Origin of the sequence: Trujillonella endophytica, from assembly GCF_900110555.1 — a bacterium.
Lineage (GTDB): Bacteria > Actinomycetota > Actinomycetes > Mycobacteriales > Geodermatophilaceae > Trujillonella > Trujillonella endophytica.
The window spans coordinates 25,315-38,130 of record NZ_FOEE01000008.1 but is presented as its reverse complement, the minus strand read 5'-3'; the positions used below and the strand labels follow the sequence as shown (position 1 = coordinate 38,130).

General features: G+C 75.0%; 11 protein-coding genes. 2 read left to right on the top strand and 9 right to left on the bottom strand.

The window, feature by feature from the left end; translation table 11 throughout:
- Nucleotides 1-58: 58 nt before the first annotated feature.
- The 8 genes from BMY88_RS24150 to BMY88_RS13445 all read right to left on the bottom strand — a co-directional run bounded on the left by BMY88_RS24150 (nt 59) and on the right by BMY88_RS13445 (nt 9,221).
- On the bottom strand, nt 59-1,960 hold the full coding sequence (locus BMY88_RS24150) for an AAA family ATPase (RefSeq protein ID WP_244524678.1): 1,902 nt from the start codon (nt 1,958-1,960) through the stop codon (nt 59-61).
- An 85-nt stretch (nt 1,961-2,045) separates the two neighbouring features.
- Complete coding sequence (locus BMY88_RS13475) at nt 2,046-3,185, bottom strand: NDMA-dependent alcohol dehydrogenase (RefSeq protein WP_091944117.1); 1,140 nt, start codon at nt 3,183-3,185, stop codon at nt 2,046-2,048.
- A gap of 150 nt (nt 3,186-3,335) precedes the next feature.
- Nucleotides 3,336-4,046, bottom strand: coding sequence for a hypothetical protein (locus BMY88_RS13470; protein WP_091944114.1), 711 nt, complete (start codon nt 4,044-4,046; stop codon nt 3,336-3,338).
- A 130-nt stretch (nt 4,047-4,176) separates the two neighbouring features.
- Nucleotides 4,177-4,803, bottom strand: a complete 627-nt coding sequence (locus tag BMY88_RS13465) for an MOSC domain-containing protein (RefSeq protein WP_244524677.1) — start codon at nt 4,801-4,803, stop codon at nt 4,177-4,179.
- Between the two features lie 51 nt (nt 4,804-4,854).
- Nucleotides 4,855-5,976, bottom strand: a complete 1,122-nt coding sequence (locus BMY88_RS13460) for an XdhC family protein (RefSeq protein WP_091944110.1) — start codon at nt 5,974-5,976, stop codon at nt 4,855-4,857.
- Between the two features lie 98 nt (nt 5,977-6,074).
- Nucleotides 6,075-7,157, bottom strand: a complete 1,083-nt coding sequence (locus BMY88_RS13455) for a vWA domain-containing protein (protein WP_244524676.1) — start codon at nt 7,155-7,157, stop codon at nt 6,075-6,077.
- Nucleotides 7,158-7,248: 91 nt separating this feature from the next.
- Complete coding sequence (locus BMY88_RS13450; RefSeq protein WP_211435642.1) at nt 7,249-8,160, bottom strand: AAA family ATPase; 912 nt, start codon at nt 8,158-8,160, stop codon at nt 7,249-7,251.
- A gap of 137 nt (nt 8,161-8,297) precedes the next feature.
- Nucleotides 8,298-9,221 (bottom strand): DUF2382 domain-containing protein, encoded by a 924-nt coding sequence (locus BMY88_RS13445; protein WP_091944104.1) that lies wholly within the window; start codon nt 9,219-9,221, stop codon nt 8,298-8,300.
- 367 nt (nt 9,222-9,588) lie between these two features.
- Here BMY88_RS13445 and BMY88_RS13440 point away from each other — a divergent pair, with 367 nt between their 5' ends.
- Nucleotides 9,589-10,398: a DUF3097 domain-containing protein gene (locus BMY88_RS13440; RefSeq protein WP_091944101.1), complete on the top strand. Its 810-nt coding sequence runs from the start codon at nt 9,589-9,591 to the stop codon at nt 10,396-10,398.
- A 60-nt stretch (nt 10,399-10,458) separates the two neighbouring features.
- A complete protein-coding gene (locus BMY88_RS13435; protein WP_139220472.1) occupies nt 10,459-11,904 on the top strand; it encodes a hypothetical protein in 1,446 nt (481 codons plus the stop codon).
- A 47-nt stretch (nt 11,905-11,951) separates the two neighbouring features.
- Here the strand turns inward: BMY88_RS13435 and BMY88_RS13430 are convergent, their stop codons facing one another.
- On the bottom strand, nt 11,952-12,782 hold the full coding sequence (locus tag BMY88_RS13430; RefSeq protein ID WP_428978320.1) for an aldo/keto reductase: 831 nt from the start codon (nt 12,780-12,782) through the stop codon (nt 11,952-11,954).
- Nucleotides 12,783-12,816 lie beyond the last annotated feature (34 nt).

Genomic DNA, 12,816 nt, shown 5'->3' with positions numbered 1-12,816 from the left:
GCGCATCGCGGGTGCCGCCGCACCGGTGATCCACGTGGAACACCCGCAGCGCGGCCGATCAGCCCAGCAGGCGGGTGAGGGCGGGGCCGAGGTCGCGGACGGAGCGCACCATCTCCGCCGTCCCCCCGCCGCGGGCGGCGAGCGCGCGGGCGGCCTCCTCGGCCTCCGGCGTCGGCAGCGGGCAGAGGACGTGCAGCCGGTCGATGCCGGCCAGTGCCGTCTCCGGGGGGTCGCCGGTGGTGTGCAGGCAGTCCGACAGCAGGACGGCGACCCGCTCGTCGGCGACCGCGGGCAGCAGCTGGGCGCGGACCGCCCGCAGCGCGCCCGCGAGGTCGGTCATCCCGTGCCCGCGCAGGGCCACGAGGTGCCGCACCAGGTCCTCGGGCGCCCGCCGCTGGCCGTGCCGCTGCACCACGTCGACCTCCCGGCCGAAGGTGAGCACGCTGGTCTGCAGCCGCTCGTCGGCGGTGAGCACCACCCCGGCGGCGGCCACCGCGGCGATGGCGACGCCGAGGCCGGTCATCGAGCCCGAGGTGTCGACGGCGAGGCAGACGGCGCGGCGGGCCCCGGTCCAGGTGCGGGTGACGAGGTCGTCGGGGGCGAGGGCGCGGCCCGGGTCCCAGCGGTCCAGGGTGCGGTCCAGGTCCAGGTCGCCGTCCCCCCGCCGGTCCGGGACCAGCCGCCGGGTGCCCCGGGTCCGGGTCCGGCCCACCCGGCCGACCTGCACGAACACCCGCGCCGCCACCCGCTGCGCCGCCGCGCGCAGCTCCCGGTCGGTGGCCGCGGCCAGATCGCTGAGCAGGGCCGCGGCGGCGTCGGCGTCGGTGGCCATCAGCGCCGAGAACGCCTCCTCGTCGAACTCCCCGACCTCCGGGCTGACCTCGGCGAAGGCCTCGTGCCGGGCGGCCATCTCGCGCCGTCCGGTCTGCCGCCGGGCACCGCCGGCGCGGCGGTCGCGGCGCAGGGAGGACGCGGACTCCGGGCCCGCCTGCGCCGCAGGCGGGCCCTCACCTTTTCCCTGGCCACCCCCGGGCTCGGGCTCGCCGGGCTCCGCCGGCTCGGCCGGGTCCGCCTCCGGGGGCGGCCCGTCCTCCGGCCAGATCTCGTCCAGCAGGTCGTCGATGACCGCCTCGGCCGTGCGCTCGACCCCGTCGGTCACCCGGATGCGGCCCGACAGCGCGGCGTGCGCGGCGTCCCGCGCGGTCTCGCGCGCCCCGGCGGCGTGCAGCCCCGCCAGGCCGCGCATCTCCAGCAGGCCGCCCAGCAGCAGCACCAGGTCGATGGCTCCGCGCACCGAGGAGCCCATCCGCACGTCCCGGTGCTCGCGGGTGGCCCGCACCAGCCGCACGGCGAGCGCGGTGAGGTCGGCCGGGGCGGCGGTGACCGCGCCGGTGATCGACCGCTCGGCCGCGGCGTCCTGGTACCCGAGCACCACCCGGCACATCCGGTCGGCGATGGCCTGCCCCACGCGGGCGGTGCCGATGGCGTCGAAGGGGTTCATGGCCGCGATCAGCCGGAACCCGGCGGCCGCGCGCACGTGGCCCAGCCGCGGCACGGTGATCTCGCCCTCGGTGAGCACCGTGATGAGGACGTTGAGCGTCTCCTCGGGGATGCGGTTGAGCTCCTCGAGGTAGAGCAGCCCCGACCCGCGCATCGCCGTCAGCAGCGGGCCGTCGGTGAAGCTCTCCGGCACGTAGCCCGCGGCGAGCACCGCGGCCGGGTCGTACTGGCCGATCAACCGGGCCGGGGTGAGCTCGGCGTTCCCCTCGACGAAGACCACCGACTGGCCGACGTCGGCCGCGATCGCCCGCAGCAGGGTGGACTTGCCCGTGCCCGGTGGCCCCTCCAGGACGACGTGGCGGTTGGTGCGCAGGGCGACGGTGAGCACCTCGCGCTCGCGGCGCAGCCCGATGACCGGGTGGGGGGCGCCGTCCACCGGCGCCGGGCTGGCCTGGGTCACGCGGCCCCTCTCGTCCGGAACGGGATCTGCACGCTCGGAGCCCATGGTGCGCCGGAGGCCCCGAGCGCGCAGATCCCGCGGGTGGTCAGGCCGGTGCACCCTCCAGCGGCGCGGTGTCGTAGCGGACGACGCCGCGGATGTTCTTGCCGTTGACCAGGTCCTCGTACCCCTGGTTGACCTGGTCGAGCGTGTAGGTCTGGGTGATCAGCTCGTCGAGCTTGAGGTCACCGGACTGGTAGAGCTCGACCATCTTCGGGATGTCGTGGAAGGGGTCGCCGGAGCCGAACAGGCTGCCCTTCACCGTCTTCTCGAACAGCGTCAGCATCGCGCTGTTGAGCTCGATGTTGGTCTTGGTCGGGTCGGCCAGGCCGGTGATGACGGCGACGCCGCCCTTGCGGATCGTGTTCACCGCGTCGCCGACCACCTTCGCGTCGACGACGCCCACGGTGATGATCGCCTTGTCCGCGCCGACGCCCCGGGTCAGCTGCTGCACCAGCTCGTGGGCCTCCTCGGCGGTCTCGCAGCTGTGGGTGGCGCCCAGCTGCTCGGCGGCCTCCCGCTTGTTGGGCAGCGGATCGACGGCGACGACGTTGCGCGCCCCGGCGAGGGCCGCGCCCTGCACGCTGTTGATGCCGATCCCGCCGATGCCGTAGATGACGATCGTGTCGCCGGGCTCGGTGGCCGCGGCGTGCACCGCCGAGCCCCAGCCGGTCGGCACGCCGCAGCCGATGAGCACGACCTTGTCCAGCGGCAGGTCCGGGTCGACCTTCACCGCCGAGTTCTCGCTGATCACGGCGCGCTCGCTGAAGGTGCCGAGCATGCACATGCCGCCGTAGTCGGCGCCCTTGTCGTCGTGGAACCGGTAGGTGCCGTCGGCCAGCATCCCGTCGAGGATGGTCGCCCCCATGTCGCAGAGGTTCGACTTTCCGGTCGAGCACCAGCGGCAGTGGCCGCAGACCGGCAGGAACGAGCAGATGACGTGGTCGCCGGGCTGCAGCCGGGTCACCCCGGGGCCCACCCGCTCGATGATCCCGGCGCCCTCGTGGCCGCCGACGATCGGGAAGCGCGGCACGATGTCGCCGTGCCGCAGGTGCTCGTCGGAGTGGCACAGCCCGGCGGCGACATAGCGGATGAGCACCTCGCCGGCCTTGGGTTCGTCGAGCTCCAGCTCGACGATCTCGAACGGCTCACCGACGGCGCGGAGTACGGCTGCCCTGGTCTTCATCGACCCTCCAGTCCCCGGCCCCGGCACGGGCACCGGACGAGCTACGGACGCGATCCGGCGGGGACACCGATCGCGTCCGTGCCGGGCCGCCATCGTGGGCGCGGGGGCGGGAGCGCGGCCACCCCCGGACGGGGGTGCGGGCGGGGCCGGTCAGCCGGCGAGGCTGCTCAGGTCGAGGAACTCCGCCGGCGCCTGGATCGGCGGGACGACGCCGAACTCGCTCAGCCGCATGATGCCGGCCTGCAGCCCGGTCCGCTCCAGCTCCAGCGGGTACGGCGTCCCCTCCGAGGCGATGCGCATGACCGCGCCGTCGGCGCTGCGGACCTCCCAGACCGGCTGCCCCTCGAGGTTCCCGGTGGTGACCTCGGCGCCGTCGGCCCCCTCGGCGGGCCGGCGGAACTCCGTGACCACCCGGGCCAGCGTCAGGACGCCCAGGGCCGCGCCGCCCTCTGCCGGCGCCAGCACCCAGACGCCCTCCAGCTGGGCGACGGCCGCGGGCGGCAGCTCCTGGGCGGCCCAGAACGCGGCGTCGGCCTGGACGTAGGCGTCCCCGCCGACGACGACGACCTGCACGGTCGCCCCCGCGACGGTGAGGCTGCCCGCGGCGTCCTCGCCGATCAGCTGGAGGTCGACGTCGGTCGTGCCCTCGCCGACGGGAACCGTGCCCTGCAGCCGCACCGACCCTGCCTGCGCCAGCGCGTCGGCGGCGGCCGTGATGAGCTCCGGCCCGCTCTGCACGCCCGCGGTCGGGCTGCTGGACAGCGGGGTGAAGCTCCCGTCGTCGGCGGAGTCGTCCCCACAGGCGGTGAGGGTGAGGGCTGCGGCACCCGCGAGGGCGAGGGCGAGGGCGCGGACGCGCATGGACCATCCGTTCGTCGTCTGGGCCGGCGGCGCGCCGGCCGCGCCATGGTCCCTCAGCGCGGCGGGGTCCCGGGGGGCTTGTCCCCCGTCCGGGTAGCCGTCAGCCGCCGAGTAGGGGCGTGGGGAGGCCTTACCCGAGAGTTCCGTTGCCCGGCGCCGGTCGGGCTCGGACGGCGGGCCGCACCACCTCACCGGCGCGGGCGGGGTCGAGCTCCACGGCGGAGTGCAGCACGGCCGGGCCGACGCGGAGGACGCCGTCGGACAGCGCGGCGCAGCGGACGCCGCCCCGGCCCCGCAGCCCGCGGTGCGCGCCGGGCGCCAGGACGACGTCCATCCAGGCGCACGGGTTGGCCGGGCGGCCGCCGCGCAGCCGCACCGGCCCCTCGCCGCAGTCGAGCGCGAACTCGACTCCCCGCAGCGCCTCGACCTCCGCCCCCCGCAGGACGACGGTGCGCCGGGTCGCCGCGGCGTCGAACGCCGGCACGCCGAGCTCGGCGGCGAGCGCGTCCAGCGACTCGACGGCCAGCACGGTGAGCGCGGCATCGCGATGGGCGGCCTTCCCGGCGTAGCGGTCGCCGACGACGCCGTGCCCCGCCCGGACCTCGGCGCGGTCGACGCGGTCGGCGGCCGGGTCCGGTACCGCACCGGACGGCCGCCCGTCGTAGCGGTGCACGGCCGAGACGACGAGCGCCACCACCTCGACGTCGTACCGGTGCGGGAGACCGACGTCGATCATCGGCGGGTGGCCGGCCGCCACGCCGGTGGGCTCGACCGCTCGCCGATGATCAACAGGGAGCGGGGGCCTGCATCAGCGGTCCGCCGTCCGGTGGATCGGGCCGTCGACGCCGGTCAGCCGCTCCCCCGAGCCGCCCCACCGGCCGGCGATGATCTCGGCCGCGATCGACACCGCGGTCTCCTCCGGCGTGCGCGCGCCGAGGTCGAGGCCGATCGGCGAGGAGAGCCGGCCCAGTTCCTCCGCGGTCATCCCGGCCTCGCGCAGCCGCTCCATCCGCTCGTCGTGCGTGCGCCGCGAGCCCATCGCCCCGACGTAGGCGACCGGCAGCCGCAGCGCGACCTCCAGCAGCGGCACGTCGAACTTCGGGTCGTGGGTCAGCACGCACAGCACCGTGCGCTCGTCGATCCGACCGGCGTCGACCTCGGTCTGCAGGTAGCGGTGCGGCCACTCGACGATCACCTCGTGGGCGTCGGGGAAGCGCTTGGGCGTGGCGAACACCGGCCGCGCGTCGCACACGGTGACGCGGTAGCCGAGGAACGCGCCCACCCGTGCGACGGCGGCGGCGAAGTCGATGGCGCCGAACACCACCATCCGCGCGGCGGGGGCGAAGGAGTTGACGAAGAGGGTGAGGTCGTCGCCGCGCCGCTCGCCGTCGTGCCCGACGTGCAGCAGCCCGGTGCGGCCGGCGGCGAGCATCCCGCGGGCGTCGGCCGCCACGGCGTCGTCGATCCGCTGCCCGCCGAGCGTGCCCGAGGCGCGGTCGGGCCACAGGACGAGCCGCTTGCCGAGCCGGTCCTCCGCCCCCTTCACGCAGGTGACGACGGCGACCGGCTCGTGCCGGCCCACCGACACCGCGATGTCGCCCAGCTCGGGGAAGGACTCGCGCGACACCTGCTCGACGAAGACGTCGAGGATCCCGCCGCAGGTCAGGCCGACGGCGAAGGCGTCGTCGTCGCTGACCCCGTAGCGCTCCAGCGTGGGGACGCCGGTCTCGACGACGTCCCGCGCCTCCTCGTAGACCGCGCCCTCCACGCACCCGCCGGAGACGCTGCCGACCGCGGTCCCGTCGGGGCCGACCAGCATCGAGGCGCCCGCCGGTCGGGGGGCCGAGCGCCAGGTGGCCACGACCGTTCCCATGCCGACGGTCTCCCCGGCCTGCCACCAGCCCACCAGGTCGTCCAGGACATCACGCATGTCGGAGGACCCCCTGCCCCCCACCACTGGCGAGCTCGCGGCGGGCCCCTGCAGGGGGCCACCAGGGCGCGCGTCGTGTACCGATGGTCGTAGATCTCTCACGCACGGGCGATCACTCCTGTGAGCTCCTCGAACGCGGCGAGGCTGTGCCCCGCCACGAAGGCGTCCAACGACGGCAGGGCCGCCCGCATGCCCCCGGTCAGCGGCTCGTACCCGATCCGGCCCTTGTGCGGATTCACCCACACCACGGCGTACGCGAGCCGGCGCAGCCGCGCCATCTGCTCGGCCAGCAGGCCGGTGTCGCCCCGCTCCCACCCGTCGCTGCAGACCACGACGATCGCCCCCCGCGCGGTGCCGCGCTGCCCCCACCGGTCGAGGAAGGCCTTGAGCACCTCGCCCAGCCGGGTGCCACCGGACCAGTCGGGGATCGCCGCGCCGCCGGCCGCCAGCGCCTTGTCGGGGTCGCGCAGCCGCAGCTCGCGGGTCACCCGGGTCAGCCGCGTGCCGATCGTGAAGACCTCGGTGGCGGCGGGGTGCGCGCGGACGGCGGCGTGCGCGTAGCGCAGCAGCGCGTCGGCGTAGGGGCTCATCGAGCCGGAGACGTCGATCAGCAGCACGACGCGGCGCGGGCGGGGGCGGGCCCGCCGGTGGAGCAGCCGCGCCACCTCGCCGCCGTCGCGCAGCGCGCGGCGGACCGTGCGGGAGGCGTGCACCGACCCGTGTGCGCTGGGCCGCCGGCGCCGCGAGGGCCGCATGGGCGACGCCGGCCGCAGCAGGGCGAACAGCCGCCGCATCTCCTCCCGCTCGGCCACGGTCAGCTCGGCGACGTCGCGGTGACGCAGCACCTCGTCGGCGCTGGCCTGCCCGGCGACGTCGGAGGGGTCGTCGTCCCCGCCGTCGGCGCTGCCGGCCTCCAGCGGCGCCGAGGACGAGACGACCACCTGGGTCCGGTCGGCCGGCGCCGGCCGCAGCCGGGGCGCCTCGCCGGAGAACCAGGCGGCGAAGGCGGCGTCGTAGCGCTCGAGGTCGTCGGGGCCGCTGCACAGCGTCAGCCGGCCGGCCCAGTAGACGGCGGAGGCGTCCAGGACGTCGAGGGCGCCGATCGCGGCCAGCATCGCCTCGACCCGGTCCGGGGAGGCGGCGACGCCGGCCGCGCGCAGGGTGCGGGCGAAGCCGAGCACGGTGCTGACGACATCCCGCTCCCCCGAGGCAGAGGAAGCTTTCCCCGCGTCCTGACCGTCGTCGGCAGGGGGAAAGCCTCCTATGCCTGGTTCAGCCGCCACCGAAGAGCGCCCCGCGGGCCAGGGAGTGCACCCGGTCGGTGTCCTCGCGGTACTTGAGCACCGCGCCCAGGGTCCGCGCGGCGAGGTCGGGGTCGAGCTCGCGGGCGCCGAGCGCGTGCAGCGCGCTCGCCCAGTCCATCGCCTCGGCCACGCCCGGCGGCTTGACCAGGTCCAGGTCGCGCAGCCTCGCCGTCGCCGCCGCGACCTCCCGGGCCAGCCGCTCGGTCACCTCGGGCAGGCGCGAGCGCAGGATCGCCACCTCGCGGTCGAAGTCCGGGTGCTCCAGCCAGTGGTAGAGGCAGCGGCGCTTGAGGGCGTCGTGCACCTCGCGGGTGCGGTTGGAGGTCAGGATCACCAGCGGCGGGATCTCGGCCCGCACGGTGCCCAGTTCCGGGATCGAGATCGTGAAGTCCGACAGGACCTCGAGCAGGAACGCCTCGAACTCGTCGTCGGCGCGATCGACCTCGTCGACCAGGAGCACGCTCGGCGAGTCCTCCAGCGCCTGCAGCAGCGGGCGGGCCAGCAGGAAGCGGCGGTCGTAGAGGGAGGACTCGAGGGCCTCCGTGTCCACCGCGGCGTGCGCGGCCTCGGCGGCGCGCAGGTGCAGCAACTGCCGGCCGAAGTCCCAGTCGTAGAGCGCCTGGCTGGCCTCCAGGCCCTCGTAGCACTGCAGCCGGTAGAGCGGGCGGCCGGTCACCTCGGCCAGCGCCCGGGCCAGGGCCGTCTTGCCGACGCCTGCCTCGCCCTCCAGGAACAGCGGCCGACGCATGACCAGCGCCAGGTAGGCGGCGGTGGCCAGCCCCTCGTCGGGCAGGTAGCCGGTGGCACGCAGCGCGTCGGCGAGCGCCTCGGGTCCGGCAAACCCGACCGACGCCTGCAGCGGCACCGTGGTCTCAGTCACGATCCGAGCATCCCACCTGCGCGGTCCCGGCACGCGACAGCGGCCGGGCCCCCCACGCAGGTGGCCGGCCGGGACGAGTCCTCGGCCGGCCACCGCCGTGTCGGAGCCCGGCCGCTGCCGGGTACCAGTGGAAGAGGTCAGCCGACGTGGCCGTCCCGGTCCCGGTCGAGGGCGTCCTTCGCCTTCCGGCCGGTCCGGCCGGTGCCCTCGGCGCCCTCCATCTCGATCTGCTCCTTGCGCACGGTCTCGCTCACCGTCTCCTGCCCGGTGACCGTCTCCGTGTCCAGGCGGACGCGCTCGACCGGCACGGCCTCCTTGGCGACGACGGGGCGCTCGGCGTGCAGCACGACCTCGTGCTCCTCCTCGGAGATCGCCGGACCGTCCATCGCGCGGCCGGCATTGCCCTCGGTGATCGGCTCGCGCTGGACCCGGACCTCCTCGTGGGAGACCGGCACGGTCTCGGTCACGTTCTCCGAGACGACGTACTTGCGCAGCCGGGCGCGGCCGACCTCCTCGGAGCGGGTGCCGACCGTGAGCCGCTCCTCCGAGCGGGTCATCGCGTCGTCCGTGGTGGGCCCGGACGTGTCGTGACCCACGGCGCCGCGGGTGCCGGTGTCACGGGTGCCGGTGTCACGGGTGTCCGTGCGCCGGGTGTCCGTGCCCGCCGCGGCCATGCCGGCGGTCGACTGCGTGGTCTGCCCTGTGGTCCGGGTCGTGTCGGTGGTGCGGGTGGTGTCGGTCGTCCCACCGGCGCCCATGCCGTAGTACCGGTAGAGCTCCTGCTCCTCCTGGGGGGAGAGGTGCCCGTCGGTGTCGATCTTCGGCGCGTCCTTCACCCGGTCCTTGCTCACGGGTACGCGGACGCCGTCGTTGGTCAGGTCCGCGTCGCGGATCGGGACGAACGACTCCTTGGTGCCGAACAGGCCGGTGCGGACGGTGACCCACTCGGGCTGGCCGGTCTCGTCGTCGAGGTAGACCTCCGACGCCGAGCCGATCTTGCTGCCGGACTCGTCGTAGACGTCCTGGCCGATCACTCGGCTGATGCTCTCGGTGCCGATCATCGTGGTGTCGCTCCCATCGCTGTGGTGTTCACGGGACTTGTCGAGCCGTCGCTGTGTTCACGGGACTGTCGAAGCGGTCGATGCAATGGGTTGCCTCAGCGGAGATCACGAAACGGAATCGGTCTGATCGACACGCCCGGGGACCACCGTGTCCGGCCCGCGGGGCAGCGGGCCGACCCCCACCCGGTACGGCCGAGTCCGCTGGTCACCGAGGGGTCTGCCGCCCCCGGTCACGAGCCCGGACGGCTCCGTGCCGGTCCCGCGCCTTCCGTCACCCACGGTGAGATGCTCGCGTCCCGGGCGTGTCGCAGGTCACGCCCCGGCGCGCCGTCCCGGCCTCGGGCCGACCCCTGCACAGACTCGGGGGGTGCCAGCTCGCTCTCCCTACGACAACCTCGTGCACCCGCGGACGGTGAAGAAGCCGTCCCCGACGGTGGAGGCGGAACGCGATCTCGTCGTCGAGGACCCCAGTTCGGGGTTCGTCGGCGCCGTCGTCCGCTGCGAGAAGGACGTCGTCCACCTCGAGGACCGGTTCGGGAAGGTGCGCGCCTATCCGCTCGGTCCGGGGTTCTGGGTGGACGGGCGCCCCGTCGTCCTGGTGCGCCCGAAGCAGAACGCGCCGTCCGGGCCGCAGCGCAGCGCCTCGGGGTCGACCTACGTCGTGGGCGCCCGGGCGCGGGTGGCTCGCGAGGGGCGGGTGTACGTCGAGGGCAAGCACGACGCCGAGCTCGTGGAGAAGGTGTGGGGCCACGACCTGCGCATCGAGGGCGTCGTCGTGGAGCCGCTGCACGGCGTCGACGACCTGCCCGGGATCGTGCGCGAGTTCCGGCCGTCCTCGGGGCGCCGGCTCGGCGTCCTGGTCGACCACCTGGTGACGGGCTCCAAGGAGTCCCGGATCGCCGCCCAGATCACCGGGGAGCACGCGCTGGTCGTCGGCCACCCCTTCATCGACATCTGGCAGGCGGTGAAGCCGTCCGTCGTCGGGATCAAGGCCTGGCCGACCGTGCCGAAGGGCGAGGACTGGAAGACCGGCGTCTGCCGGCGGCTGGGCTGGGAGGACGACACCGGCTACGTCTGGGCGCAGCGCATCCTCGCCCGCGTGAAGGTCTGGACCGACCTCGAGCCCGAGCTGATCGGCCGGGTCGAGGAGCTCATCGACTTCGTGACGACGGAGTGATCGGAGTCGCCCGGTGACGCTTTCCGACACCGGGCGACTCCGTTCGGGCACCATGCGCGCGTGACCTCACGGGCCAGGGTGCGGACGGCGCTGCTGGCCACGGTCGTGGTGACCTCGTGCCTGGCCGGGTGCGGCTCCGGGGCGGACGCACCCGACGGTCCCGGACCGGCGGGTGCCGGGCCCGAGCGCCCCGGCGCAGGCGATGACGAGCTCGTCGTCGACGCTCTCCCGCTCGACGCCCCGGTCGTGCTGGACCCGGTCCCGGACGGCCTCCGGCTCGAGCAGGTGGGCATCGCGCCTCCGAACACCGTCCCCCAGGACTTCGAGCCGTCCCGCGCCACCCTGTACGGCGATCCGGCGCTGGCCGACACCCTCGATGGGCCGGTCCTGCTGGTCGGGACGAGCTCGGGCTCGGCGCAGATCGGCGGACCGGGACGCGACGTGCCCGGTGAGGAGGTCGACCTCGGCGGGCGGACCGGGAAGGTGGTCCGCGACGCGGACCGCACCTGGGTCGTGCTCGAGGGGAACGACTTCGTGGAGTTCGTCGTCGGGCGCGGGATCGACGAGGACGATCTCGTCGCGGCGGCGCGCGGAGCCGACTTCGCCTCCGCCACGGCGACGCTCGCGCCGGACGCCGTCCCGGCCGGGCTGGAGCCACTGGTCGCCGGCGGCCCGCCCGACGGGCCCGGGGCAGGACCGGGCGAGTACCTGTCCCTCCGGGGGGACTCCGCGTGGATCGCCGTCGTCGCGGTCCGCGCCGATCCGCGCCTCGCGGCGCTGTGGGGGTTCTGGGTCGACGACGCCACCGGCACCGTGGTGCGCGCTGAGCCGGGCTCCGTCGGCGTCCTGCGGGGGACCTACCTGGGTGGCCCGGCGGCCCCGGGACGGGTGTGGGCGGAGGACGGCATGGTCGTCGCGGCCGTCGTGACCCTGGACGGGGCCGGCGAGGGGGAGGCGCTGCTCGACCAGGTGGTGGAGAACCTCCGCGTGGGCACCGCCGAGGAGTTCGAGGCCATGCGCCGGCTGGTCCTCGACCGGCCGCCGACCCCCGACGAGCTGGGCTGCGGTCTGGACGGCGGGTTCGTGAGCGGAGCAGGAGGCGACCGCCGCTGGGCCTTCGCCCTGGCCCCCAACTCCCTGGCCGGCCTGGACGAGTGGACGACCTGCTACATGGAGTTCACGAACGGCTCCGGCGGCGGCGGGACCATCTACCCGCCGCCACCGGTGGGCGAGCTGGTCGTCGAGGTGAACGGCTCGACCGACCTCGGGACCGGTACCGGCTACACGATCCTGGGCGGCGTCGCCCCGCCGGGGACCGCCCGGGTCACGGTCACCACCGCCGACGGGCGGACGCTGGAGGCGCAGCTCGCCGACGTCGGCCCGCGCCCCGGCGAGCGGGTGTGGGGAGCGTTCGACGCACGGCCCCCGCTCCCACCCGGCGGCCCGCCGCTCACCGTGACCGCCTACGACGCGGCCGGCGCCGTCCTGCGCAGCGTGCCCGGGTAGCGGAGTGCCGCAGCGCAGGAAAGCTGCGCTGCGGCACTCCGCTCGGCTCAGCGGGGCACGTAGTCGAACGTGTCCGGGTCCGGGCCGGTGCGCTCGTGCCGGTCGAGGGCGGTGATGGCGGTCATCGCGTCGGAGTCGAGCTCGAAGTCGAAGAGCGCGAAGTTCTCCTCCATGCGGCTGCGGGTCACCGACTTGGGGAAGACGACGTCGCCGCGCTGCACGTGCCACCGCAGCACGACCTGCGCCGGCGTCCGCCCGACGCGCTCGGCCACCTCCACGATCGCCGGGTCGTCGAGCACCTTGCCCTGCGCGATCGGGGACCAGGCCTCGGTGACGATCCCGTGCTCGGCGCCGAAGGCCCGCAGCTCGTCCTGCGCGAGGTAGGGGTGGACCTCGATCTGGTTGACCGCGGGCCGGATCTCGGTCTCGGCGAACAGCCGGCTCAGGTGCGGGGCGTGGAAGTTGGAGACGCCGACCGCCCGGCAGCGGCCGCTGCGGGAGATCTCCTCCATCGCCTTCCAGGTCTCCACGTAGTCGACGTCGATGGTCGGCAGCGGCCAGTGCACGAGGAACAGGTCGAGGGAGTCGAGACCCAGGTCGGCCAGCGTGCGGTCGAAGGCGCGCAGGGCGTCGTCCCGCCGGTGGAAGCCGTTGTTGAGCTTGCTGGTCACGAAGATCTCGTCGCGCGGGATGCCGGAGCGGCGGACGGCCTCGCCGACCCCCTTCTCGTTGCGGTACATCTCGGCGGTGTCGATGTGCCGGTAGCCGATCTCCAGCGCGGTCCCGACCGCGTCGGCGGTCTCCTCCGGCGGGATCTGGTAGACGCCGAAGCCCAGCTGGGGGATCTCGACGCCGTTGTTCAGGCGGATGGTGGGCACGGTTGCCACAGGGGTCCTCTCGGTCTCGCGGTGG

Excerpts from the sequence above, each read along its gene's own strand:
- BMY88_RS13460 (WP_091944110.1), bottom strand. The coding sequence starts at position 5,976 with ATGCGTGATGTCCTGGACGACCTGGTGGGCTGGTGGCAGGCCGGGGAG.
- BMY88_RS13475 (WP_091944117.1), bottom strand. The coding sequence starts at position 3,185 with ATGAAGACCAGGGCAGCCGTACTCCGCGCCGTCGGTGAGCCGTTCGAG.
- BMY88_RS13470 (WP_091944114.1), bottom strand. The coding sequence starts at position 4,046 with ATGCGCGTCCGCGCCCTCGCCCTCGCCCTCGCGGGTGCCGCAGCCCTC.
- BMY88_RS13445 (WP_091944104.1), bottom strand. The coding sequence starts at position 9,221 with ATGATCGGCACCGAGAGCATCAGCCGAGTGATCGGCCAGGACGTCTAC.